General features: G+C 72.7%; 18 protein-coding genes and 1 riboswitch. Of the genes, 8 read left to right on the top strand and 10 right to left on the bottom strand.

Annotation, left to right across the window (positions count from 1 at the left end; all coding sequences use genetic code 11):
• Positions 1–5: 5 nt before the first annotated feature.
• The 4 genes from rfbA to J2Z30_RS14860 all read right to left on the bottom strand — a co-directional run bounded on the left by rfbA (position 6) and on the right by J2Z30_RS14860 (position 7,424).
• Positions 6–878, bottom strand: coding sequence for a glucose-1-phosphate thymidylyltransferase RfbA (gene rfbA / locus J2Z30_RS14845; RefSeq protein ID WP_044567920.1), 873 nt, complete (start codon positions 876–878; stop codon positions 6–8).
• Between the two features lie 136 nt (positions 879–1,014).
• A complete protein-coding gene (locus J2Z30_RS14850; protein WP_044567921.1) occupies positions 1,015–3,891 on the bottom strand; it encodes a helix-turn-helix transcriptional regulator in 2,877 nt (958 codons plus the stop codon).
• A 632-nt stretch (positions 3,892–4,523) separates the two neighbouring features.
• Positions 4,524–6,242: a 3-hydroxyacyl-CoA dehydrogenase family protein gene (locus tag J2Z30_RS14855; protein ID WP_044567922.1), complete on the bottom strand. Its 1,719-nt coding sequence runs from the start codon at positions 6,240–6,242 to the stop codon at positions 4,524–4,526.
• 141 nt (positions 6,243–6,383) lie between these two features.
• The gene (locus J2Z30_RS14860; protein ID WP_044567923.1) at positions 6,384–7,424 is read right to left on the bottom strand and encodes a 3-oxoacyl-ACP synthase III family protein; all 1,041 of its coding nucleotides are present in this window, start codon (positions 7,422–7,424) and stop codon (positions 6,384–6,386) included.
• A 328-nt stretch (positions 7,425–7,752) separates the two neighbouring features.
• Here J2Z30_RS14860 and J2Z30_RS14865 point away from each other — a divergent pair, with 328 nt between their 5' ends.
• From J2Z30_RS14865 to J2Z30_RS50915, 3 genes are all read left to right on the top strand, one after another.
• Positions 7,753–9,198, top strand: coding sequence for a lipase maturation factor family protein (locus tag J2Z30_RS14865; protein ID WP_044580932.1), 1,446 nt, complete (start codon positions 7,753–7,755; stop codon positions 9,196–9,198).
• 93 nt (positions 9,199–9,291) lie between these two features.
• Positions 9,292–9,759 carry a cation transporting ATPase C-terminal domain-containing protein gene (locus J2Z30_RS14870; protein ID WP_044567924.1) on the top strand — a complete coding sequence of 156 codons (468 nt, stop codon included), beginning with the start codon at positions 9,292–9,294 and terminating at the stop codon, positions 9,757–9,759.
• A 151-nt stretch (positions 9,760–9,910) separates the two neighbouring features.
• The gene (locus J2Z30_RS50915; protein ID WP_281062703.1) at positions 9,911–10,039 is read left to right on the top strand and encodes a hypothetical protein; all 129 of its coding nucleotides are present in this window, start codon (positions 9,911–9,913) and stop codon (positions 10,037–10,039) included.
• Between the two features lie 101 nt (positions 10,040–10,140).
• Here J2Z30_RS50915 and J2Z30_RS14875 read toward each other — a convergent pair whose 3' ends face one another.
• Entirely contained in the window at positions 10,141–11,139 is a 999-nt protein-coding gene (locus tag J2Z30_RS14875) for a cation diffusion facilitator family transporter (RefSeq protein ID WP_044567925.1), read from the bottom strand.
• 330 nt (positions 11,140–11,469) lie between these two features.
• Between J2Z30_RS14875 and J2Z30_RS14880 the strand changes: the two genes are divergently transcribed.
• Positions 11,470–11,724 carry a hypothetical protein gene (locus tag J2Z30_RS14880; protein ID WP_044580933.1) on the top strand — a complete coding sequence of 85 codons (255 nt, stop codon included), beginning with the start codon at positions 11,470–11,472 and terminating at the stop codon, positions 11,722–11,724.
• A 36-nt stretch (positions 11,725–11,760) separates the two neighbouring features.
• Here J2Z30_RS14880 and cobN read toward each other — a convergent pair whose 3' ends face one another.
• Positions 11,761–15,405: a cobaltochelatase subunit CobN gene (cobN, locus tag J2Z30_RS14885; protein WP_044567926.1), complete on the bottom strand. Its 3,645-nt coding sequence runs from the start codon at positions 15,403–15,405 to the stop codon at positions 11,761–11,763.
• A gap of 52 nt (positions 15,406–15,457) precedes the next feature.
• Positions 15,458–15,543: riboswitch (cobalamin riboswitch) on the bottom strand.
• A 142-nt stretch (positions 15,544–15,685) separates the two neighbouring features.
• Here cobN and J2Z30_RS14890 point away from each other — a divergent pair.
• The 3 genes from J2Z30_RS14890 to J2Z30_RS14900 are packed head-to-tail and all read left to right on the top strand — an operon-like array spanning position 15,686 to position 19,508.
• Positions 15,686–17,248: a ferredoxin-like domain-containing protein gene (locus J2Z30_RS14890; protein ID WP_052701202.1), complete on the top strand. Its 1,563-nt coding sequence runs from the start codon at positions 15,686–15,688 to the stop codon at positions 17,246–17,248.
• Positions 17,245–17,895, top strand: a complete 651-nt coding sequence (locus J2Z30_RS14895) for a precorrin-8X methylmutase (RefSeq protein WP_044567927.1) — start codon at positions 17,245–17,247, stop codon at positions 17,893–17,895. Before J2Z30_RS14890 ends, J2Z30_RS14895 begins: the two co-directional genes overlap by 4 nt.
• A complete protein-coding gene (locus tag J2Z30_RS14900; RefSeq protein WP_044567928.1) occupies positions 17,892–19,508 on the top strand; it encodes a precorrin-2 C(20)-methyltransferase in 1,617 nt (538 codons plus the stop codon). Before J2Z30_RS14895 ends, J2Z30_RS14900 begins: the two co-directional genes overlap by 4 nt.
• 33 nt (positions 19,509–19,541) lie before the next feature.
• Here the strand turns inward: J2Z30_RS14900 and J2Z30_RS14905 are convergent, their stop codons facing one another.
• Positions 19,542–20,300 carry a cobalt-precorrin-6A reductase gene (locus J2Z30_RS14905; RefSeq protein WP_044567929.1) on the bottom strand — a complete coding sequence of 253 codons (759 nt, stop codon included), beginning with the start codon at positions 20,298–20,300 and terminating at the stop codon, positions 19,542–19,544.
• 59 nt (positions 20,301–20,359) lie between these two features.
• Between J2Z30_RS14905 and J2Z30_RS14910 the strand changes: the two genes are divergently transcribed.
• Positions 20,360–21,508 (top strand): cobalt-precorrin-5B (C(1))-methyltransferase, encoded by a 1,149-nt coding sequence (locus J2Z30_RS14910; protein WP_044580935.1) that lies wholly within the window; start codon positions 20,360–20,362, stop codon positions 21,506–21,508.
• A gap of 479 nt (positions 21,509–21,987) precedes the next feature.
• On the opposite strand, the gene cobM is transcribed toward J2Z30_RS14910, so the two are convergent.
• From cobM to J2Z30_RS50920, 3 genes are read right to left on the bottom strand one after another with little or no spacing between them, the layout of a single operon-like run.
• On the bottom strand, positions 21,988–22,758 hold the full coding sequence (gene cobM / locus J2Z30_RS14915) for a precorrin-4 C(11)-methyltransferase (protein WP_044567930.1): 771 nt from the start codon (positions 22,756–22,758) through the stop codon (positions 21,988–21,990).
• A complete protein-coding gene (locus J2Z30_RS14920; RefSeq protein WP_044580936.1) occupies positions 22,755–24,053 on the bottom strand; it encodes a bifunctional cobalt-precorrin-7 (C(5))-methyltransferase/cobalt-precorrin-6B (C(15))-methyltransferase in 1,299 nt (432 codons plus the stop codon). The genes cobM and J2Z30_RS14920 overlap by 4 nt, the downstream gene beginning before the upstream one ends.
• 49 nt (positions 24,054–24,102) lie before the next feature.
• Positions 24,103–24,927 (bottom strand): acyltransferase, encoded by an 825-nt coding sequence (locus J2Z30_RS50920; protein WP_044580937.1) that lies wholly within the window; start codon positions 24,925–24,927, stop codon positions 24,103–24,105.

Raw genomic sequence — 24,927 nt, forward strand, 5'->3', positions numbered from 1 at the left:
ACCCTTCAGCGGTTATTGGCCGCGATATCCATCAGATATTGTCCGTAGTCCGTCTTGCTGAGCTCCGCACCGAGCTCATAGCAGGCGGCGGCGTCGATGAACCCCATGCGGAAGGCTATCTCCTCGAGACAGGCGATCCGTACACCCTGGCGCTGCTCCAGAAGCTGCACATACTGGCCCGCCTGGAGCAGCGAGTCATGGGTTCCGGTGTCCAGCCAGGCGAATCCCCGGCCGAGCCCCACCAGTCTGGCCTTTCCGCGTTCCAGATAGACGCGGTTGACGTCGGTGATCTCCAGTTCGCCGCGTGCGGAGGGCCGTACGTTCTTGGCGATGTCCACGACGTCGTTGTCGTAGAGATACAGACCGGTGATGGCCAGATTGGATCTGGGGGCGACCGGCTTCTCCTCGAGGGAGATCAACCGGCCCTGCTCATCCATTTCCCCGACGCCGTAGCGCTCGGGGTCCTTGACTCCGTAGCCGAAGAGCACACAGCCGTCGACATGGCTTGCCTCATGGTGCAGCATCTTCGAAAACCCGGGCCCGTGGAAGATATTGTCGCCGAGGACCAGCGCCACCTGGTCGTCGCCGATGAACTCGGCTCCGATGATGAATGCCTCGGCGATTCCATTGGCCTCGAGCTGCTCGGCGTACTCGATCGAAAGACCCAGCCGGCCGCCGTCGCCGAGAAGCGCGCGGAACAGCTCCACATGGAGCGGGGTCGAGATGATCTGGATTTCCCTGACGCCGCCGAGCATGAGCACCGACAGCGGGTAATAGATCATCGGCTTGTTGTAGACGGGAAGGATCTGCTTCGACACCGCATGTGTCAAAGGATGCAGTCGGGTACCGCTTCCTCCGGCGAGGACTATGCCCTTCATGCGGCCAGAAGCTATCAACGCGGTCAGCCCGCGCTCCAGGTCTGCCGCCGCGATAGGGGGGTAATCAGGGGTGGGCATGGAACAGGGGTGGCCACATGCGGCCACCCCTTCCGCGGGACATCGCCCACGTCATCGCTCAGGCGATTTCGTCCACCTGGGCCCGGAGCGCGGTCGGCAGCTGCTGCCGACTCCTGATATTCAGCTTGCGGTACACCCGCGTCAAATGCTGTTCCACCGTGCTGATGGTGATGAACAGGCTGGCGGCTATTTCCCGGTTCGTATAACCGTCCACCGCCAGGGCGGCCACCCGGGCCTCGGATTCACTGAGCTTGGTGCCCAGGGACGGCGGCACCGCGGGTTTCGGGCCAAGCGGTCCGGAGACCGGCCGCACCACCGGCCGTGGATCACGGGCCTCCAGACCGGAGTCGAGACGGATCCGGGCGCACAGCTCCTCGGCACCGCACTCCTTGGCCATCCGCCAGGCCCGGCCCATGATGGCGTCGGCCCGCCCCAGTTCCCCGGATCCGCGCAGCGTACGTCCCAGATCGTCCAGCGCGCGGGCCAGCTCCAGACGGTCGCCGGAGCACTGCAGCTCCTCGACGGCCTGGCCGAGCAGCCGGGACCGGTTCTCGATGTCTCCGGCCGCGGCCAGTAACCGCAGGGAGACGCCGCGGACCCGGGAGTCCCCGGCGCCGTTTCTGGCCAGCTGCTCGGAAACCAGGTTGGCGGCCTTCTCCCGGTCGCCGAGCTCCAGCCATGCCTCGGCGGCGTCCGACCGCCAGGGCAGCAGCGCCGGCTGGTCGAGCTCCCACAGCTGGGCGAGCCGGCCGGCCATCAGAAATTCGCCGAGCGCCGCGTTGATGCGGTTGGTGGCCAGGTAGTAGCGGCCGCGGGCGCGGGTGTAGCCCAGTCCGTAGATGCTCTTGAACAGCGCCTCGGGGACCGGGCGGCTCAGATGCCGCGCCGCCGCGTCGTGCTTGCCCATCTCCGTGTACGCCAGGATCTGGCTGGCCAGTGGGCCGCCGATGAAGACGCTTCCGTCGCGGCCGGGCACGACCTCCAGAGCGGTGGTCGCATAGGCCGCCGACTCCACGAGATTGCCCTGCCGCAGGGCGATTTCGGCGCGGATCGAGGCGAAGATGGCCCGCCAGCCCGGCGCCCGGCGCTGCTCGGCCTCCTCCATCAGCGCGTCGCACCACGGCGCCGCCTTGTCCGGCCGGCCCGCGTACACCAGCGCGTTCACCGAGTTGACGATGGGCTCGAAGGTGGCGTCGGTGAGCGGCGAGACTTCGAGCACCTTCTCCGCCGCGGCGACCGGCGACTCCTCACTCCCCCCGCGGCCGAAGAAGCCGCTGAACGCCGCGGTGATCGTCGACAGCGAGGAGGGTCTGCGGGACCTGAGCTGCGTACGGGAGGCGCCGCCGTCCTCGCACTGGCGCGCCGCGGCTCCGGGGGCCCGGTCCTGCGCGCCGGACTCCTGGGCCCAGCGGGCGGTCAGCCGGAACTGGGACATCGAGGTGGGTCCCGCGTTGCTCATGACGGCATTGAGCCGGCCGATGGCGCCGCGCGCCTCCTCGATCCGGCCGTGGGCAAGCAACAGCTCGATCAGCCGCCCGATATGGGAGGCGGGCAGCCGGTCGGCGCACAGCGCGGCCAGCGGCTCCTCCAGCATCCGCTCGGACGCCGAGGGGTTGAGCCGCCACATGATCCCGGCGGTGCCGATCCTGATCCCGGCCCGCAGCTCCTCGTCCGCGCAGGCCGCGTACGCCAGCTCCAGGCAGGCGACTGCCAGCTTGGCGTCGTCCTCGGCGAGCGCCTGCTGCGCGGCGTCCCGCAGCAGCGGCACCGCCCAGGGCTCGTCGGCGGCCTGGGCGGCGAGCAGATGGCGGGCCACGGCGAGAGTCGCCCCGCCGCCCTGGTGCAGCAGGACGGCGGCGCGCCGGTTCATGTCCAGCCGGACCTCGGGATCCATGTCCTCCAGCACCGCGGCCTCGACATACGGGTGACGGAAGGCGAGACCGTCGACGAGGCCCGCCGCGTCCAGCGCGGCGACTCCGCGGCGGGTTCCGGCGGGGCCGATGCGCAGCAGCCGGCCGAGGAGTTCGAGGGAGGCGGACGCCCCGAGCACCGCGATGCCCTCGGCCAGCCGGGAGACGGTGCGCCCGCTGCGGTAGACACAGGTGAGCACGGCCTGCACAAACATGTCGCCCACCACGGGCTCCACTGCGCGGCTGCGCCGTGGGGGTGCCCCCGCGGTGCGGTAATCGTCTATCACCGCGCGTAGCAACAACGGATTACCGCCGCTCACCTCATACCAGGTGTAGGCGACATCGGTGGAATCCGGAAGTCCCAGACGAGTGGTGAGCAGATGTGCCGTCTCATCCCAGGACAGCCGCTCCAGCCGCAGCCGCTGGAAATTGGGCTGGCGCAGGAGTTCGGTATTGAAGACGGCGTCTTGTCGTTCGCTGTCCGTCGCCTGTGCGAACACCATGAGGAGTTTGGCGGAGCGCGAACGGGTCGCCAGGTACAGCAGGTACTGAAGTGACGCCGCGTCGACAAGCTGGAGTTCGTCGACGCAGATCACCACCGGTTCGCGGGAGGCGAGTTCATGGAGGGCGGCGCGGAACTCCCGGGCCCCCTGGACATGGGTGGGGTTCGCGCCGGCGGGGTCGCCACCAGGGGTTTCCCGGGGTGGTGCGGCGTCGAGGGCGCCGTGGTCGAGTGCCCGGCGCAAATGGTCGGCGGTCGCCTTGGGCAGCCGGGGCGAGTCAAGGAGCTGGCGCAGTGTGCCGAGCGGAGCCCGGTCGGCCGAGGTTCCGTATGCCTTGAGGACGAGGGCTCCGGCCTTCGCCGCATGGGCCGTGACGGCTTCGAGCGTATGGGTCTTTCCACAACCGACCGCGCCCTCGACGAGCACGATGCCCGCTTCCCCGGACAGGCATCTGGAAAACGCTCGCCGAAGTCTCTCGAATTGCGCGTCGAATTGTCTGGCTCTGGCCGATGAAAACACCATTGCTCGCACCCCCGAATGCGACGCGAAGCACTGCTCACGGCAGTCCGAACGCCTCCCAGCAAGCTATACGCCCACCGGTCACGCCACCATCGCCGCACGTAAAATCATCGTTAACGAATTACCAATTCTGAGCGGACTGCCCGACGATCGACAAAAGCGATGCGAGCGGGACGCCCCTACGTGGGGCAGCACGTTGGAGCCGAAGTACACCGACACCCTGACAACCTGCGCCACCCCCGTTCACGTGGGCATTTGTTCGGAAGGGCCAGCATACACGAGACCCCCTAGCCGCACCCGGGAAAACTCCCGACATCCTTGACTCCGACACGAAGTGGTCATACGCAGAGGGCTCCGTGGATCTGTTTCGAACATTTATTTGCCCGTTTTGATCGCCAATGCGGTTCTTATGTCTGTTGCCGCTGGTAACCGCAAGCGATTCGCCAGGAATTCTCATGCCATAAAGCGGACAGAGAACCGGCATACCTATTCCCGTGCCGATGAATTCCGGAGCCACACACCTCGCCGTTGGACTATTCCAGTGGCATCTGCGCACCCTCTGTCGTCGCGGGCATACGGACGCCGCGGGACCGGGGAGGTGTGTCCCCGGCCCCGGCATCCCCCGTGATCCGCCGCTATCGCTCGTGGAGATGCAGTCCCCTCCCGCCCTTGCGGCCCAGGTGACCCGCCTCGACCAGCCGCCGGAGATGACGGGCCGGGGTCAGGGCCGGATCCCGGAAGGTGCCGTGCAGAGTGCGCTGGATGGCGAGGGACACATCCAGGCCGATCACATCCAGCAACCGCAGCGGGCCCATCGGATAGCCCTGCCCGGCCGCCATCACCGTGTCGATGTCATCGGCGGTGGTCCAGCCCTCCTCGAGCATCGCCACCGCGCTGTTGAGATAGGGGAAGAGCAGGGCGTTGACGATGAAGCCCGCCCGGTCCGGGCAGTCCACCGCGCGCTTGCCGAGCGCCGCGGCCACCGCGTGCGCCGTGCCCAGCGCCTCCTTGGAGGTCAGCACGGTGTGCACCACCTCGACCAGCCGCATCACCGGGGCGGGGTTGAAGAAGTGCATCCCGATGACGTCCTCGGGCCGCCGCGTCGCCATCGCACACTCGATCACGGGCAGGCTGGAGGTGGAGGTGGCGAGCACCGCGCCCGGTGCGCACACCCGGTCCAGATCGGCGAAGACGGCCCGCTTGACGTCGATGTCCTCCGCCACCGCCTCGACCACCAGATCGCAGGCGCCGAGCGCCTGGAGTTCACGGCCCGCGGTCAGCCGGCCCATCGCCTCGGTGAGCAGCTCGGGCGCCAGCTTGCCGCGCCGCACCCCGCGCTCCAGCGAGCGCTCCACGGCGGCCGTGGCCTCCTTCGCGCGCATCTCGCTCCGGGCCACCAGCACCGTCGGATAGCCGGCGCGCGCACACACCTCCGCGATCCCGACGGCCATCGTTCCCGAGCCCACCACCCCGATCCGCCGCACCGCACGGGCCGGTACTGGCTCGCCCAGGCCGTCCGTCTCCCCGCCCCGCCCCGCGCCGCCGACCCCGTACTCGTAGAAGCCGCGGCCCGCCTTCACCCCGAGCAGACCGGCGGTCACCATATGGGCCAGGGTGGGCGCGGGCGCGTACCGCGGATCGCCGGTGCGCTCGTACAGCGCCTCCAGGGAGTCCCGCGCGGTGTCCAGACCCATGGCGTCCAGTTGGGCCAGCGGCCCCATCGGCAGCCCGCAGCCCAGGGTCATGGCGGTGTCGATGCTGTCGCGCGAGGCGTAACGCCGCTCGTACATGGCCACCGCGTTGTTGAGGTACGCCATGGTGAGCGCGCCCCCGACGAAACCCGGCCGGTCGGCCACCCGCACCGGGATCCGGCCCAGGTCGCGGACCAGCTCCCGGACGTCGGCCAGGACCGCGTCCGCGGTGAGCGGGGTGCCCACCACCTCCACCGCCGACTGCTCGCGGTCGGGGCCCAGCGGGAAGAGGTGCAGCCCCACCGTGCGGTCGGTCCGTCCGGAGCCGACGGCGATCTCGGTCACCGGCAGCCCGGTGGTCGTGGTGGCGAACACCGTCTCCGGCGGACAGTCGGCGTGAGCGCGGGCGAGCAGCCCGCGCTTGGTCTCCAGCCGTTCGGGGACCGCCTCGACCACCAGATCGGCCCGAGCGGCGGCCGCCGGGTCGGTGGTGAACTCGACGGCGGATTCCGGCGCGGCCACCCCCGCCCGGCCGCGCCGCAGGGCCGGTTCGTCCCGCTCCACGGCGATCACCCGCCGACTACCGCGGACCAGGGCGTCCACGAGATGGCGGCCGGTGGTGCCGAGCCCGAACACCGCGACGGTGGGGAAGCGCTGTGCCATGCCGATGAGTCCTTTCGCTGGCTGGGACTTGGGTTGGTCACGGGCCCACGCGACCTGGGTTGGTCACGGACCCACGCGACCTGGGTTGGTCACGGACCCGCGTGACCGGGGTTGGTCACGGACCCGCGTGACCGGGGTAGGTCACGGACCTCGGTGGTCGTCCTGCCACGTGACCAGCGCGGCGCCGAGCGACATCCCGCCGCCGAAACCGGCCAGCAGCAGCAACTCCCCGTCGCCGAACACCCCCTGCCGCCGGGCGTCGTCGAGCGCCAGCGGGATGGAGGCGGCGCTGGTGTTGCCGTGCTCGGCCACCGTCAGATGAGTGCGCGCCCGCGGCAGTCCGAGCTCCGGAAGCACCTTGGCCAGCAGCACGCCATTGGCCTGATGGGGGATGAAGTGGTCCACGCGCGCGGGGTCCGTGCGGTGTGCGGCCAGCAGGCGCCCTATCGCGCGCGGCAGCTCGGCCAGGACGTATTCACTGACCGCGCGGCCCCGCATCCGGAAGTAGTGGCCCCCGTCGGCGAGGGTCTTCTCCGACGCCGGGGCCCGGCTGCCGCCCGCCGCCACCTCGATCAGCTCGTGGAGCGCGCCGTCACTGGTGAGCAGCGATCCGCTGAGGCCGTAGCCGGGGCGCACGGGCCCGAGCACCACCGCCCCGGCCCCGTCGCCGAAGAGTACGGCGGTGCGCCGGTCGGTGCGGTCGATGATGCGGGAGTAGACATCGGCGCCGATCACCAGGGCGTACGGGGCGGGTGCGCCGGAGCCGGCGGACAGCAGCCCGGCCGCCGTCACCAGGGCGAAGACGAAGCCGCTGCAGACCGCGTTGAGGTCGAATGCGGCGGCGCCGGTCGCGCCGATCCGGTGCTGCACCAGACAGGCGGTGGCGGGCTGGGGGTGATCGGGGGTCGAGGTGGCCACCACGATCCAGCCGAGCTGATCGGCGCCGATCCCGGCGTCCGCGAGGGCGGCGCGGGCCGCCTCCACGGCCAGATCGGAGGTGGCCTCGTGGTCGGCGGCGTAACGGCGGCAGTGGATCCCGGTCTTCGCCGAGATCCAGTCCGGGGTCACCCCCGCCCGCTCGGCCACCAGCTCATTGGACACGGTCTCGGCGGGCAGATACGAGCCGGTGCCGAGGATCCCGATGGGCCGCCCGCCGGATGTCCGGACCGGCTGCTCGGTCATCCGGCTCTCCCGGCCCGCACGGCCACCGCCGCCGTCGCCGGTGCCATCGCTGTCGTCGCTGTCGTCGCTGTTCGCGGGGTGCGGCGGTGCTCGATTCGCGGGGTGCGGCGGTGCTCGAGAAGAAGCATTGGGTGGTTCCCTCCGGGTCCATGCCGGGCTTCGACGCTACGGACCGGGCACGGTGCGGATAACCCCTAACCCGTCACCCCCTAGGCCCCCTACCGAATGAACCCGGTCCGCCGTATGACCCGGCGCATGACGGGCACCCGTCTGAGGTGGTACCGGATACATGCAGGCCGAAGGCACACCGGCCCAGGGAGCGGTCGCCATGGAGTGGTTCACCTCATCCGACTACTGGCTGAGCCGGCTGGTCTTCCAACGGGGGCTGGCCGCCGTCTATCTGATCGCCTTTCTGGTGGCCGCCCGGCAGGGGCGGGCGCTGCTCGGCGAGCGGGGGCTGACGCCGGTGCCGCGCTTCCTGGACCGGGTGCCGTTCCGCCGCTCACCCAGCCTGTTCCATCTGCACTACTCCGACCGGTTCTTCGCCTGCTGCGCCTGGCTGGGGGCCGCGCTGTCGGCCGCGCTGCTGGTGGGGGCGGCGGACCGGGCGCCGCTGGCGGTCGCGATGGTGGCGTGGCTGGCGCTGTGGCTGCTGTATCTGTCGATCGTCAACGTGGGGCAGGTGTGGTACGGCTTCGGCTGGGAGTCCCTGCTGCTGGAGTCGGGGTTCCTCGCCGTCTTCCTGGGCAATGAGCACACCGCGCCGCCCGTGCTCATCCTGTGGCTGACGCGCTGGCTGCTGTTCCGGGTGGAGTTCGGCGCCGGGCTGATCAAGATCCGTGGAGACCGCTGCTGGCGGGACCTGACCTGTCTGTACTACCACCATGAGACCCAGCCGATGCCGGGGCCGCTGAGCTGGTACTTCCATCATCTGCCGAAGCCGCTGCACCGGGTGGAGGTGGCGGCCAACCATGTGGCGCAGCTGATCGTGCCCGTGGTGCTGTTCACTCCGCAGCCGGTCGCGAGCGTGGCCGCGGGGATCGTCGTGGTCACCCAGCTGTGGCTGGTGGCCTCGGGGAACTTCTCCTGGCTCAACTGGCTGACGATCCTGCTGGCACTCCCGGCGGTCGACGGCCGCCGGGCCGCCGAGGTGCTGGGGCTGTCCGGGCCGCCGGACCTCGCCGCTCCCCCGGTCTGGTACGAGGTGGTGGTGCTGGCCGCGACCGCTCTGGTGCTGGTGCTCAGCTACTGGCCGGTCCGCAATCTGCTGTCGGGCCGTCAGCTGATGAACTTCTCGTTCAATCCGGTGCACCTGGTCAACACCTACGGGGCGTTCGGCAGCGTCAACCGCAGCCGGCAGGAGGTGGTGATCCAGGGCACCGACGACGCGGTCCTCACCCCGGACACGGTCTGGCAGGACTACGAGTTCCGGGGCAAGCCGGGCGATGTGCGCCGGTTGCCGCGCCAGTACGCCCCGTACCATCTGCGGCTGGACTGGATGATGTGGTTCGCGGGGCTCTCACCGGGCTACGCCGGGTCCTGGTTCACCCCGCTGATCGGCAAGCTGCTGGTCAACGACCGGGCGACGGTGAAGCTGCTGCGGGCCAATCCGTTCCCGGAGACGCCGCCCACCCATCTGCGGGCGCGGCTGTATCTCTACCGCTTCACCACCCGGGCGGAGCGGCGGGCCACCGGGGCCTGGTGGCACCGCACCCCGCTGAGCGAGTTCCTGCCGCCGGTCAGGCTGGAGGATCACGGCCCGTCACGGGGGTGACCGGATGCCCCTTTGGTTACGTTATGCCGGAATTAGGGAAATATAGACCGATTTTACGATCCCGGCACATCAGGACCGAGGGGAGAGCAGCCCGTGCTGCCCATCACGACGCTCACTGGCCTCGTCTCCGCACCGTCCCGCGCGATGAACGGTCTGCGGCTGCGGCTCGCGGACATCACCGACGCCCTGCGGGACACCGACGTCCTGCAGGACACCGGCGACCGGCGCACCGGCCGGACGGTGTGGGCGCGGGCGGGCCGGGCCCGGCGGGCGAGCACCATGGGGCTCGCGGCGCTGGTCGGCACCCAGCTGGGCCAGACGTATCTGACCGACTGGCACAGCCCTCTGGTGCTGATCACCAGCGTCGCCTCGGCGGCCACGCTGTTCGCCATCGTGGAGACGCCGGTGGTCAGCCACTTCTTCGGCTGTACGCCGCTGGGCCCGGTGGCCTGGTCGATCGTCGTTGGCTGCTCGGCCGCCGCCACCGTGGGGGCGGCCGTCGCGCCGCGGCTGCTCTTCCCCGGCGGGTGCCGCTCGCGGTCTGAGGACGCCACCCGATAACGGGACATCCGGCGCGTTTCCCACCCAGATCTTTCCGTCCGTTAACCCGCCGCTCACCCGATGTGCGCCGCCTGCTTTCCGACCTCGGTCAGGCTATGGAACTGGAAGCGGATGCCTCGCTTCCGCTCGTGTTCCGTCCAGTGAGGTACTCATGGCCGACATTCTCACGACCGTCCTGGTCAAGCTGGCCCGGCTCGCGCTGGAGGCGTTGGCCGCCCAGCTCGCGAAGACGCTTCTGACCGCCGCCTTCAGGTCGGCCGGCGCCCCGGCCGCGGCCTAGACACGGTCGACCCGCCGACCCAGGCCGCCGCCCCGGCCGCGGCCTGACACCGCCGACCCGCCGACCGCTCCCGGACCCCACCGACCGCTCCCGGACCCCGCTCAGCGGCCGTACGACGCGGCCCTGTGCACCGGGCCGTGAGCGGTCGGACAGTGCTCCCCGTCGACACGTCCCCGCTCTGCGGGCTCGTCCAGATGGTCCACCTGCAGCGTGGTGTGGGTGATCCCGTACTCGCCGCTCAACACCGCCTCCAGGTCCTCCCGGACGGCGTGGCAGTCGCCGCCCGCCGCCACCAGGACATGTGCGGAGAGCGAGACCTCGCCCGAGGTGATCTGCCAGACATGCAGATCGTGCACCTCGGCCACCTGCCCATGGGCGACCAGCCGGCCGCCCACCTCATCGGGCTCGACGCCGGTGGGGGCGGCCTCCAGCAGCACCCGGCCGGAGGCCCGCAGCAGTTCCACGCCCGCCTTGATCATGAGGAACACCACCAGCAGACCGGCGATCGCGTCGGCTCGGGCGAAGCCCGTCGTCACCACCACCAGCCCCGCGACGGCGGTGGCGATGAAGGCGTAGAGATCGTTGAGCACATGCTGGAAGGCGCCCTCGACATTGAGCGAGGAGCGGTTCGCCTTCGACATGCACCACGCGGCCGCGAGATTCACCACCACTCCGGCCAGCGCGGTGGCCAGCACCAGACCACCGGTCACCTCGGGCGGATCGATCAGCCGCCCCACACTCTCATAGCCGAGATAGGCGCCGAGCAGCAGCAGGGAAAGGCCATTGGCCTGGGCGGAAAGGATTTCCGACCGCTTGAGCCCATAGGTGTATCCGCCACGTGCGGGGCGCGCCGAGAGCCGGATCGCGATGAGCGCGAGAACGATCGAGGCGGCGTCGGTGAGCATATGGGCCGCGTCGGACAGCAGCGCCACGGAGCCGGCGACAATCCCGACGATGACCTCCACCGCCATGAAGCAGCTGATCAGCGCGAGGGCGAGGGTCAGCCACCGGCGGTCGGCGTTCTCCGCCACCCCGTGGGTGTGGCCGCCGTGGCCAGGCCCGCCGGGCCCCTCGTCGGGTCCGTGCGCATGAGCTCCCACCGGCTCCTCCTCGGATCGTCTTCGGGACAGCGCAATTGAAACAGGCCCGAGGGGAATTCACCAAAGGCGGCAATGGACACGGTTATCAATAAACTCTCGCTCCGGCGGCGAATGGGCTTTATGAATGCGGCAATGCTTTTCATTTCGCGGCACGGAAAGGGGAACGGCCCGCTCCCCCGGGCGTGTCACCGTGGTGCCGCCGGGCCGGGCCACCAGGCCGGACCACCAGGCAGTCGCTGACATGTGCGACACCACGCCGATGCGGGTGAGACCGGCGTGCGGAAGGTGACCCGTCGGGGCGCGGCGCGTTGTCCGAATATGACGACGACGATGCGACGCCGTTCTCTCTCGCAGCCGAGCAGAGCGCTGGACCGGAGCACCGAAGGCGACGGAACGGTTCATCAGACCGTTCACACATCCACATCCGTACCGATCTACGCGGCGCTGGTCGAGCGCTGGGCCTCCGCGGGACGCGCGGTGCCCGGACGCTACGACCGCGAGTGGACCGAACTGGTCAACTGTCCCCCCTGGCCGGACCGGATCCGGGCGGCGACCTGCCCGGCGGCACACTCGTCCGCCGACTGAGCCGCCTCCGGACGCGCGGGGAGCCGACAGGCGCGCCTACTCGTCGTCCCCGCCCTCCAGGCCGCCCTCCGTCTCCAGGTACAGCTCCCGCACCCGCTCCAGCACCTCCGGGTCGGGCTCGTCCCACAGCCCGCGGCTCTCGGCCTCCAGCAGCCGCTCGGCCATGCCGTGCAGCGCCCAGGGGTTGGCCTCCTCCAGGAAGGCGCGGTTCTCCGGGTCGAGCAGATAGGTCTGGGCGAGCTTGTCGTACATCCAGTCGGCGACCACGCCCGTGGTCGCGTCGTAGCCGAAGAGGTAGTCGACCGTCGCGGCGAGCTCGAAGGCGCCCTTGTAGCCGTGGCGGCGCATCGCCTCGATCCAGCGCGGGTTGACCACCCGGGCCCGGAAGACCCGTGAGGTCTCCTCGTGGAGGGTGCGGGTGCGGACCGTCTCGGGGCGGGTGGAGTCGCCGATGTACGCGGCGGGCGCGGTGCCCTTCAGCGCGCGCACGGTGGCCACCATGCCGCCGTGGTACTGGAAGTAGTCGTCGGAGTCGGCGATGTCGTGCTCGCGCGTGTCGGTGTTCTTGGCCGCGACCGCGATCCGGCGGTAGGCGCTCTCCATCTCCGCGCGCGCCGGCCGCCCCTCCAGACCGCGGCCGTAGGCGTAGCCGCCCCAGACCGTGTAGACCTCGGCGAGGTCGGCGTCGGTGCGCCAGTCGCGGCTGTCGATGAGCTGGAGCAGTCCGGCGCCGTAGGTGCCGGGGCGGGAGCCGAAGATCCGGGTGGTGGCGCGGCGCTCGTCACCGTGTGCGGCGAGGTCGGCGCGGGTGTGCGCCCGTACGTAGTTGTCGTCGTCGCTCTCGTCGAGGGAGGCGGCGAGCCGTACGGCGTCGTCCAGCAGCCCGACGACATGGGGGAAGGCGTCCCGGAAGAACCCACTGATGCGCAGGGTGACATCGACACGCGGGCGGCCCAGCTGGTCGAGGGGTACGGGTTCGAGTCCCGTTACTCGCCGCGAGGCGTCGTCCCACACCGGGCGGATGCCCAGCAGCGCCAGCGCCTCGGCCACATCGTCGCCGGAGGTGCGCATCGCGCTCGTCCCCCACAGCGAGAGGCCGACGGACTTCGGCCACTGACCGTCGTTGTCCGCGCGGTAGCGCTCCAGGAGCGAATCGGCGAGGGCCTGGCCGGTCTCCCAGGCCAGCCTGCTGGGCACGGCCTTGGGGTCGACGGAGTAGAAGTTGCGGCCGGTCGGCAGGACGTTGACCAGTCCGCGCAGCGGCGAGCCGGACGGCCCGGCCGGGACGAAGCCGCCGTCCAGCGCGTGCACGGCATGGTCGATCTCGTCCGTCGTGGCGGCCAGCCGGGGTACGACCTCGCGGGCGGCGAAGTCGAGGACCGCGGAGACCGCGGGACGCTGCTCATCGGGCAGGGTGAGGACGGCCTTCTCGACGGCCTCCGGGGCCCATGCGGCGTCCTCCATCGCCTGGACCAGCGCGCGCGCCCGCTCCTCGGCCTCGTCGGCACCGGTGCGGGTGGCGGCCGACTCGTCCAGGCCGAGCGCCTCGCGCAGACCGGGGAGCGCGGACGTACCGCCCCAGATCTGGCGGGCGCGGAGGATGGCCAGTACGAGGTTGACGCGCTCGGGGCCGGTCGGCGCGCCGCCCAGGACATGCAGTCCGTCGCGGATCTGGGCGTCCTTGACCTCGCACAGCCAGCCGTCGACATGCAGCAGGAAGTCGTCGAAGCCGTCGTCGTCCGGCCGCTGCTCCAGCCCCAGGTCGTGGTCGAGCCGGGCGGCCTGGATGAGGGTCCAGATCTGGGCGCGGATGGCGGGGAGCTTGGCCGGGTCCATCGCGGAGATGGCCGCGTACTCGTCCAGCAGCTGCTCCAGCCGCGCGATGTCGCCGTAGGAGTCGGCGCGGGCCATCGGCGGCACGAGGTGGTCGACCAGGGTGGCGTGGACTCGGCGCTTGGCCTGGGTGCCCTCGCCCGGGTCGTTGACAAGGAAGGGGTAGATCAGCGGCAGATCGCCGAGCGCGGCATCGGGGCCGCAGGCGGCGGACAGCCCGGCGTTCTTGCCCGGCAGCCACTCCAGGTTGCCGTGTTTGCCCAGGTGGACCATAGCGTCGGCGCCGAAGCCGCCGTCCGTCCGCGCGGTGGCCATCCAGCGGTAGGCCGCCAGATAGTGGTGCGAGGGCGGCAGATCGGGGTCGTGGTAGATGGCGATGGGGTTCTCGCCGAAGCCGCGCGGCGGCTGTATGACGACCAGGAGGTTGCCGCGGCGCAGCGCGGCCAGGACGATCTCGCCCTCGGGGTCGTGGCTGGTGTCCACGAACATCTCGCCGGGCGGCGGGCCCCAGTGCTCCTCGACCGCGTCCCGGAGCTCCCGCGGGAGCGTGGCGTACCAGCGGCGGTAGTCGGCGGCCGGGATGCGTACGGGGTTGCGGGCGAGCTGCTCCTCGGTGAGCCACTCCTGGTCATGGCCGCCCGCCTCGATGAGGGCGTAGATCAGCTCGTCGCCCTCGCCGGAGACCAGGCCCGGGAGCGCGTCCGGCCCCTCCTCGGGGCCGAGGTCGTAGCCTTCGGCGCGCAGCCGGCGCAGCAGTGCGACGGCGCTCGCGGGCGTGTCGAGCCCGACGGCGTTGCCGATCCGGGAGTGCTTGGTGGGGTAGGCGGAGAGGACGAGCGCGAGGCGCTTGTCGGCGGCGGGGATATGGCGGAGCCGGGCGTGTCGTACCGCGATTCCGGCGACACGCGCGGCGCGCTCGGCGTCGGCGGCATAGACCGGCAGACCGTCCTCGTCCACCTCCTTGAACGAGAACGGCACGGTGATGAGCCGCCCGTCGAACTCGGGGACGGCGACCTGCGTCGCGGCGTCCAGCGGCGACAGCCCCTCGTCGCTCTCCTCCCACGCGGCGCGCGGCGAGGTCAGGCACAGCGCCTGGAGTACGGGCACGTCGAGCGCGGTGAGCGCGCCCGCGTCCCACGCCTCGTCGTCGCCGCCCGCGGACGCCTCGGCGGGGCGGGTGCCACCGGCCGCGAGAACGGTGGTGACGATGGCGTCGGCCGCGCCGAGGGCCTCGATCAGCTCGGGTTCGGGCGCCCGCAGCGAGGCGACGAACAGCGGCAACGGGCGGCCCCCGGCGTCCTCCACGGCGCGGCACAGGGCCTCCACGAAGGCGGTGTTGCCGCTCATGTGGTGGGCGCGGTAGTAGAGCACCGCGATGGTCGGGGCGGCGGCGTCGCCCGGGGCGGCCGCGTGGCCGGTGCGCTCCAGCGGACCCCAGGTGGGCGCGGGCGCGGGCGGTTCGAAGCCATGGCCGGTGAGCAGCACGGTGTCGGAGAGGAACCGGGCCAGCTGGTCCAGGTTGCCGGGCCCGCCGTGGGCCAGGTAGGCGTGGGCCTCGGCAGCGATGCCGACCGGGACCGTGGACGCCTCCATGAGCTGGGCGTCCGGGGCCTGTTCACCGCTGAGGACCACGACGGGCAGGTCGCCCGCGAGCAGCGTGTCGAGCCCCTCCTGCCAGGCGCGGATGCCGCCGAGGAGCCGTACGACGACGAGTTCGGCGCCGTCGAGCAGACCGGGGAGGTCCTCGAGGGCGAGGCGGGCCGGGTTGGCGAGGCGGTACGCCACCGGGCCCGTGGCGGCACGGGCGCTGAGCAGGTCGGTGTCGGACGTCGACAGCAGCAGAATCATGCGGCGCATGCCTTCCTCGGGGTCCGCGCCCCGGGCGGGTTGAAGACGGCGGCAGTTCCTGGCTCGCGCGTCCGCTGCCGTTCGGCAGCCGCCGCGCTCACAGTGGCGGGACCGCGCCGGATTTCCACCGGCTTCCTACCGTGAGTGCCGTCTTGTGCGTTTCGCGGGCCGGGACCGACCCGCCGCTGAGCATAGTAAGCGTTGCTGACCTGCCAGGGGGCGGTGCCTTCCGGTCTTAGTGGAGCCTGGCCGGGGCGGTGGGCCGGAGCGGATCGTCGGTATGCTCGCCGCCATGTCCCTCCCCCCGACAACCACCCCATCCGGGGATGAAACTCCCGTGCGCGGGCGCGACGACGCCTGTCCGGGCGCACTGCGGCTGCACCCGGCGGACGACGGTTCACTGGCCCGGATCCGGGTGCCGGGCGGGCTGTTGACGGCCCGTCAGGCACAGGCGCTGGGGCGGGTGGCCGAGGAGCTGGGCGACGGGCGGCTGGACATCACCTCACGGGGCAACGCGCAGGTGCGCGGCCTGGCGGCGGGGTGCGGCGCGGAGCTGGCGGCCCGGCTGCGGGCGGCCGGACTGCTTCCCTCGGACCGCCATGACCGGGTGCGCAACATCGTGGCGTCGCCGCTGTCCGGCCTGGACGGCGCGGGGCACGCCGATGTGGTGGCGTGGGTACGGGAGTTGGACGCCGCGCTGTGCGACGAGGCATGCCTCGACACGTCGCCGGGGCGCGGGGAATTGTCGGGCTTGTCGGGCAGGTTTCTGTTCGCGCTGGACGATGGGCGTGGCGATGTGGCCGCGTTGGGTGCGGATGTGACATTGATCGCAACGCCTGGTGGTGGAGCGGTACTGCGGGCCGGGGGGCCGTCGGCGGGCGCGGGGGTGGCGAGCGTCGCCGCGGGCGGGGCGGCCGGAGGCGGTGATCTGTGGGTGCGGAGCGAGGACGCCGCGCGGGCGGCCGCGCTGGCCGCGGTGGAGTTCCTGGCGAGGGCACGGGAGAGCGGGACCCGGGCGTGGCGCATCCGGGAACTGCCCGCGCAACACGCCGTGACCGCCGATCGCTTGGCGACCCGACTCGCCGACGCGGGCATCGGCACCGAGCCGCACCCGGGCGCGCCGGTCCCGCGCCCGCCGCGGCCGGCGCCCGCCCCCGGCCTGGTCTCCGGCCCGGACGGGCGCCACGCGCTGTCCGTCGCCCTTCCCCTGGGCCGGGTGAGCGCCGCACAGTGGCGACTGCTCGCCGGGCTCGCCTCCCGGAGCCGGGCGGCTGAGCTGCGTATGACACCCTGGCGCGGCGTGCTGCTCCCCGGCTTCACCCCGGACGACGCGCGCGGCGCCCTGTCGGAACTGTCCGGCGCGGGACTGGTGACCACGCCGGACTCGCCGTGGCTCGGGGTCGGCGCGTGTACGGGGCGGCCCGGCTGCGCCAAGTCCCTGGCGGATGTGCGGGCCCACGCGACACGCATGGTCGCGGGCACGGCGCGCGGGGCCGCGGACCCGGCGGAAACGGACGCGGCGGAAACGGCCACGGCGGAAGCGGTAGCGGACACCGGAGTAGTGGTCGCGGGCGGTTCGGAGCCGCGGCGGATGGGCGGCACGGCGTCCGGCGGCGGCCGCCAGGGCGCGTCCGACCCGCTGCCGGTGTACGTCTCGGGCTGTGAACGGCGCTGCGGCCACCCCGGGGGCCGCTGGGTGGACGCGCTGGCGACCGGCGACACGGACTATCGGGTCACCGTGCGGGGCGGCGCTAGGGGAGACACGCCGGAGGCGGAGGACGGCGTGGAAGTGACAGCAGAGCAGTTGGCCGACGCCGTTGCGGCGGTCCGTGGAACGACATGATCGAGGACACCGTGTTCGACTACGAGAAGGACGGGGCGGCCATCTACCGCGCGTCCTTTGCCACCATCCGCGCCGAGGCCGACCTCGGCGGGCTCCCCGCGGACGTCAGCCAGGTGGCGGTGCGGATGATCCACGCCTGCGGCATGGTCGACCTGGTCAAGGACCTCGCGTACACCCCCGAGGTGGTCTCCCGGGCCCGCGCCGCGCTGCGGTCCGGCGCGCCCGTGCTCTGCGACGCGCGCATGGTGGCCAGCGGGGTCACCCGCAAGCGGCTGCCCGCCGACAACGAGGTGATCTGCACCCTCGCGGACCCCGCCGTACCGGAGTTGGCGCGGCGCATGGGCACCACCCGCAGCGCCGCCGCGCTGGAGCTGTGGCGAGACCGGCTCGAGGGGTCGGTGGTGGCGGTCGGCAACGCGCCCACCGCGCTGTTCCGGCTGCTGGAGATGATCGAAGAAGGAGGGGCGGGCGGGCCGCGCCCGGCCGCCGTGATCGGCGTGCCGGTGGGCTTCATCGGCGCGGCCGAGTCCAAGGAGGCGCTGGCCGGGCATCCGGCGGCCCTCGACCACCTGGTGGTGCACGGCCGGCGCGGCGGCAGCGCCATCGCCGCGGCCGCGATCAACGCGATAGCGAGCGAGGAAGAGTGAGCGAGCAGCAGACGGGCCGGCTCTACGGTGTGGGGCTCGGCCCCGGCGACCCCTCCCTGATGACCGTACGCGCCGTGGAGGTCATCGCCGCGGCCGACGTCATCGCGTACCACAGCGCCCGGCACGGGCGGAGCATCGCGCGCTCCATCGCCGAGCGCCATCTGCGGCCCGACCACATCGAGGAACGGCTCGTCTACCCGGTCACCACGGAGACCACCGACCACCCGGGCGGCTATCGCGGCGCGATGGAGGAGTTCTACGCGGACGCGGCCGCCCGGCTCGCCGCGCATCTGGACGCGGGGCGCACGGTCGCGGTGCTCGCGGAGGGCGATCCGCTCTTCTACGGCTCGTACATGCACATGCACAAGCGGCTCGCCGACCGCTACCCCACCGAGGTCGTCCCCGGTGTCACCTCGGTCAGCGCCGCGGCCGCCCGGCTCGGCACACCGCTGGTGGAGGGCGAGGAGGTGCTGACGGTCCTCCCCGGCACGCTGCCGGAGGAGGAGTTGACGGCCCGGCTGGCCACGGCGGACGCGGCGGCCGTGATGAAGCTCGGCCGGACGTTCCCGACGGTGCGCCGGGCGCTGGAGCGGTCGGGGCGGCTCGCGGACGCGCGCTATGTGGAGCGCGCCACGATGAACGCGGAGCGGACCGCCCCGCTGGCCGAGGTCGACCCGGAGTCGGTGCCGTACTTCTCGATGGCGGTGCTGCCGAGCCGCGTGGCCGCGCCGCGCGGCGACGGCGGAGACGCGCCGCACGGTGACGGCGGTGACGCGCCGCACGGCGACCGCGGTGACCGCGCTGACCGCGAGGGCGCGCCGCAGGGTGACCGTGCAGACGCGCCGAGCGGTACGTCCGGCGCCCCGGGCGAGGTCGTGGTCGTCGGCCTCGGCCCGGCCGGTCCGCTGTGGCTCACCCCCGAGGCGCGCGGCGAGCTGGCCGCCGCCGAGGACCTCGTCGGCTACACCACGTACCTGGACCGAGTGCCCGTACGGCCGGGCCAGCGGCGTCACGCCTCCGACAACAAGGTCGAGGCCGTACGCGCCGAGTTCGCCCTCGACCTCGCCCGGCGGGGCCAGCGTGTCGCCGTGGTCTCCTCGGGCGACCCGGGCGTGTTCGCCATGGCCACCGCCGTCCTGGAGGCCGCCTGCGAGGACCCCTATCGCGAGGTCCCGGTGCGGATCGTCCCCGGTATGACGGCGGCCCACGCGGCCGCCGCCCGGGTCGGCGCCCCGCTCGGCCACGACTACGCGGTGATCTCCCTCTCCGACCGGCTCAAGCCCTGGGAGGTCATCGCCGAGCGGCTGCGCGCCGCCGCGGCGGCCGACCTGGTGCTCGCCCTCTACAACCCCGGCTCCCGCAGCCGTGTCTGGCAGGTGGGCAAGGCCCGCGAACTCCTGCTGGAACACCGCGCCCCCGACACGCCCGTGGTGCTGGGCCGCGACATCGGCGGCCCCGGGGAACGCGTGCGAATCGTCCGGCTGGCCGACCTCGACCCCGCCCAGGTCGACATGCGCACGATCCTCCTGGTGGGCTCCACCCAGACCCGCACGGTCCGCCGCGGCGACGGCACCGACATCGTCTGGACCCCGCGCCGCTACCCGGAGGCTTAAGCCCGGAGGGCTCCTGGCGCGGAGCGCCCCGGCTCAGGCCAGGGTCGTCCGCAGCCAGGCGGCGGCTTCGGCCGGGGTTTCGGCCACCGGGATGCCCTGGGGGGCGGGTGGGCGGCGGACGACGACGACCGGGAGGGCGGCGGCGCGGGCCGCGGCGAGTTTGGGGGCGGTGGCATGGGCGCCGCTGTCCTTGGTGACCAGCACCTCGATGCGGTGGCGGCGCAGCAGCTCCGCCTCGCCCTCGAAGGTGAACGGGCCGCGGTCGAGGATCACCTCCATCCGGGGCGGTACCGGCGGCTCGGGCGCGTCGACCGAGCGGACCAGGAACCACTGCCCGGTCAGCCGGGCGAAGGCGGCCAGGCCCATCCGCCCCGTGGTGAGGAAGATCCGCTCCCCCAGGCCGGGCAGCAGCCGCGCGGCCTCGGCCAGCGAGCCGGCCGAGTGCCAGTGGTCGCCCGGACCGGGTACCCAGCCGGGGCGGCGCAGGGCGAGCAGGGGAACATGGACGTCGGCGGCCGCCCGGGTCGCATGGGAACTGATCGTGTCGGCGAAAGGATGGGTGGCGTCGATGAGCGCGTCCACCTGGTGCTCGCGGAGCCAGCGGGCCATGCCCTCGGCGCCGCCGAACCCGCCGATCCGCACCTGCCCCACCGGCAGCCGCGGCGCGGCGACCCGGCCCGCGAGGGAGCTGGTGACGCGCAGCGCGGGGGCGTCGGCGAGTTCCTCGGCGAGGCGGCGCGCCTCGGTGGTGCCGCCGAGGATGAGCACATGGCGCGCCGGTGCGCTGTTCATCGGGATCGGGTGCCTTTCGTCGTCCGTGCGCCCGTCATCGTATGCGCGGCGGCCCGCCCATGGCTGAGGCGGAGACGACGGCCAAGGCGGCCGGGGGGCGGGGCGCGCAGTTGGAGCGGTCGGGGCTGCGGCACGGCTGGACCACCGGGGCGTGTGCCACCGCCGCGACCACGGCCGCGTACACCGCGCTGCTGGGCGCGGAGTTCCCCGATCCGGTGACCATCGAACTGCCCAAGGGGCAGCGGCCCGCGTTCGCGCTCGCCGCCGAGGAGCTGACGGCGGACCGCGCCATGGCCGCGGTCGTCAAGGACGCGGGGGACGATCCGGATGTGACCCACGGCGCGCTGGTCAGGGCGACGGTACGGGTTCTGCCGCCCGGCAGCGGAGTGGTCTTCCGGGCCGGTCCGGGCGTCGGTACGGTGACCCGGCCCGGACTGCCGCTCGACGTGGGCGAACCGGCCATCAACCCCGTGCCGCGCCAGATGATGCGCGACCACATCGCCTCGGTCGCGGCCCGGTACGGCGGAACCGGCGACGTCGAGATCGAGATCTCGGTGGACCACGGCGAGGAGATCGCCCGCTCCACCTGGAATCCGCGGCTGGGCATCCTCGGCGGGCTGTCCATCCTCGGCACGACGGGCATCGTGGTGCCCTACTCCTGTTCGGCCTGGATCGACAGCATCCGGCGCGGGGTGGATGTCGCCCGCGCGGCGGGGCGCACGCATGTCGCGGGCTGTACGGGCTCGACGTCCGAAAAGGTGGCGGTGGCCGTGCACGGGCTGCCGCAGGACGCGCTTCTGGACATGGGCGACTTCGCGGGCGCGGTCCTGAAGTATCTGCGCCGCCACCCGGTCGACCGGCTGACGGTCGCCGGCGGCTTCGCCAAGCTCTCCAAACTGGCCGCAGGCCATCTGGACCTGCACTCCTCCCGGTCCCAGGTGGACAAGGGCTTCCTCGCGGAGCTGGCCCGCCGGGGAGGGGCCGACGAGGAACTGGCGGAGGCGGTGGCCACGGCCAACACCGGCCTGGAGACCGTACAGCTGTGCACCGCCCGCGGCGTCCCCCTCGGCGACCTGGTCGCGGCGGCGGCCCGCGACACGGCCCTCGGGGTGCTGCGCGGAGCGCCGGTGGCGGTGGACGTCATCTGCATCGACCGCGCCGGCACGATCGTGGGCCGCGCCGAGCCACGCGGTCCCGAGGATGGCTGACCCCGGCGCCGGGAAGCGACACCCCCGCGCGCCGGTGCCGACGGCTTCGGCCGCCGACACGACACGCCGGGCAGCCGTACGGCCCGCCGCGCGCGGCGCCGACGCCATCGCCACCACCGACATGGCGCGCCATGCGCAGTATGGCCTCCGCGAGCGCGCCTCACACCGCCGGACCGGACACCCCGTCGCCGCCCGACACGCCGCATGGGCGCAAGGCGCCACGCCCACCACACGACCCGCCGTGCACGACACAGACGCAGCGACACGGCGGCCCACGCGACACTGCCCAGGTGATGCCGTGCGCAGCCGGGGCGAGCATTCCGGCGCCACCCGGCCCCACACGCCCGCAGGGGCGCGGCTCGCCCTCACCCCGCGGTCCGCCGCGCACGGCGCCACGCCATCGCCGCCACGGACATGTCGTGCCATGCGCAGCGCGGCTCACGCGGAGCCGCGCACGGGCGCCTGCCGAGGCGGCAGTTTCAGGGGGCGGCCGGGGAGCCGGGGGTGCGCAGGCGGGTTCTGGCCGGGGAGTAGAGGTGGCTGTCGGGGAACTGGGCGGCGGCCAGGGTTCGGCCGACGATGATGACCGCTGTGCGGACCACGCCTGCCGCCTTCACCTGGGTCGCGATGTCGTCCAGGGTGCCGCGCAGGACCAGTTCGTCGGGGCGGCTGGCCATGGCGACCACGGCGGCCGGGCAGTCGGCGCCGTAGTGCGGGAGGAGTTCGGCGACGACGCGGTCCACATAGCGGGCGGCGAGGTGCAGGACGAGCAGGGCGCCGCTGCGGCCCAAGGTGGCCAGGTTCTCGCCGTCCGGCATGGGGGTGGCCTGCTGGGCGATGCGGGTGAGGATGACGGTCTGGCCGACGGTCGGGATCGTCAGTTCGCGCTTCAGCGCGGCGGCAGCGGCGGCGAAGGCGGGGACGCCCGGGACCACGTCGTACGGAACCCCGGCCGCGTCGAGGCGGCGCATCTGCTCGGCGACGGCGCTGAAGACCGACGGATCGCCGGAGTGGAGGCGAGCCACATCGTGGCCCGCCTCGTGGGCCGCGACCAGCTCGGCGGTGATCTGGTCCAGGTCGAGCCGGGCGGTGTCGACGAGGCGGGCGTCCGGCGGACATTCTGCGAGGAGTTCACGGGGCACCAGGCTGCCCGCGTACAGACACACCTGGCAGCGGGCCAGGGTCCGGGCGCCGCGCACCGTGATCAGGTCGGCGGCGCCGGGGCCCGCGCCGATGAAGTACACCGTCATCGTGTTTCTCCTTGAGCGGCTTCGTCGGATCCCTCGGGATCGGCGGCGTCCCCGCCAGTGCCTCGGGAAGCGAGCGGTTTGGTGGTGGACCACTGGGTGACCGGCATCGCCTGCCGCCAGCCGGTGAACGCCCCGACCGGGGTGGCGTGGGAGACGGCGAGGCGGACGAGGTCGCCGCCGTGGCCGCGGTACCAGTCGGCGAGCAGCGCCTCGGACTCCAGGGTCACGGTGTTGGCCACGATCCGGCCGCCCGGCGGCAGGGCCGCCCAGCACGCCTCCAGCACTCCGGGGGCGGTCAGGCCGCCGCCGATGAACACCGCGTCGGGGGCGGGCAGTCCGGCCAGCGCGTCCGGGGCGGCGCCGGTGACGACGGTCAGTCCGGGCACACCGAGCGCGGCGGCGTTGCGGCCGATGCGCTCGGCGCGCACCGCGTCGCGTTCGACCGAGACCGCCCGGCAGGTGCGGTGGGCGCGCATCCACTCCACGGCGATGGAGCCCGAGCCGCCGCCGACGTCCCACAGCAGCTCCCCGGGGGCGGGGGCCAGCGCGGCGAGGGTGACGGCCCGCACATGGCGCTTGGTCAGCTGGCCGTCGTGGTCGTACGCCGCCTCGGGCAGCCCCGGCACGAGCGACAGCGGCCGGGCGCGGTCCGCCGGGGCGCAGTCGACGGCGATGACGTTGAGGGGGTCGCCGGGCGGGTGGGGCCACGCCTCGGCCGTGCCCTCGACACAGCGCTCCCCCGCGCTCCCCAACTGCTCCAGCACCCGCATCCGGCTCGGGCCGAAGCCGCGCTCCCCGAGCACCCCGGCCACCTCGGCGGGGGTATCCGCGCCCGCGCTGAGCACGAGCAGCCGCCGTCCGGCGTACAGCTCGCGGTTCAGCGTGGCCAGGGGGCGGCCGACCAGGCTGACCACCTCGGTCTCCTCCAGCGCCCAGCCGAGCCGCGCACAGGCCAGGGAGACGGACGACGGATGGGGCAGCACCCGCAGCCGCTCGGCGCCCAGCAGCTCGGCCAGGGTGCGGCCGATGCCGAAGAACATGGGGTCGCCGCTGGCCAGCACGGAGATCCGCCGCCCGGTGTGCGCGGCGAACAGCCCGGGGACGGCGGGGCGCAGCGGGGACGGCCAGGGCACCCGTTCACCGGGGCACTCCGGCGGCAGCAGGCCCAGATGGCGCCGCCCGCCGATGACCACCTCGGCCGTGCGCAGCGCCTCCCGGGCGGCGGGGCCGAGTCCCTCCCAGCCCTCGGCGCCGATGCCGATGACGGTCACGGGGGGAGGCGGCGGCGGGCTCACGGTGGTCACCTTCAGGGTCGGGGACGGTCCACGAAACTCTACTGACCTGCTACGACGCCCCGGCCCCCGGCTCCCGCTCCAGCCCGCGCCCCGCCACCTCGGGGTTCCTCTCCCCCGTCTGTTCCCGCGCCTGCTCCCGCTCGCGCTCCAGGTCCGCCAGCGCGAGCAGTTGCTGGACGGTCATGTCCTCGGGGATCGGCACCGGCGCCGGAGTCCGCAGCGGCGGCTGCCAGCCCTCGTCCGGGGCCCAGCGCCGTATGATCCGGGCCGGTGCCCCGGCCACCACGGCGTGGTCGGGCACCTCGCCCCGTACGACCGCGCCCGCCGCGACCACCACATTGCGGCCCAGCCGTGCCCCCGGCAGGATCACCGCGCCCGCGCCCAGCCAGCTGCCGGGGCCGATGTGGACGGGTGCGGAGCGTGGCCACTGGCGGCCGATGGGCTGGTCCGGATCGTCGTAGGAGTGGTTGTCGCTGGTCACATAGACGTACGGACCGCAGAAGACATCGTCGCCGAACTCCACACTCACGGAGGCGATCACATGGCTGCCCCGGCCCAGCACCACGCCGTTGCCGATGCGCAGCACCGGTTCGGGGCCGAGGTCCACATCCGGCATCATGCCGGCGGTGAGGGTCACCTGCTCGCCGATGACGCAGTGCTCGCCGAGCTCGATCCACGGTTCGCCGAAGAGGGTGCCCTGGGGGAACGCCAGCCGGGTGCCGACGCCGATGCGGCCGAAGCGGTACGGGCCGGGGCGCTCGGCGGTCACCGCGCCGGCCCGCTGTACGGCGCGCCATCCACGGTGGACCAGACGGGAAGTGACCCGTCCGCACCAGCTTCGCCAGGATGAGAACACGTTCTCGTTCTTCGGCAT

The sequence above is a fragment of the Streptomyces iranensis genome, assembly GCF_017874715.1.
Classification (GTDB): Bacteria; Actinomycetota; Actinomycetes; order Streptomycetales; family Streptomycetaceae; genus Streptomyces; species Streptomyces iranensis.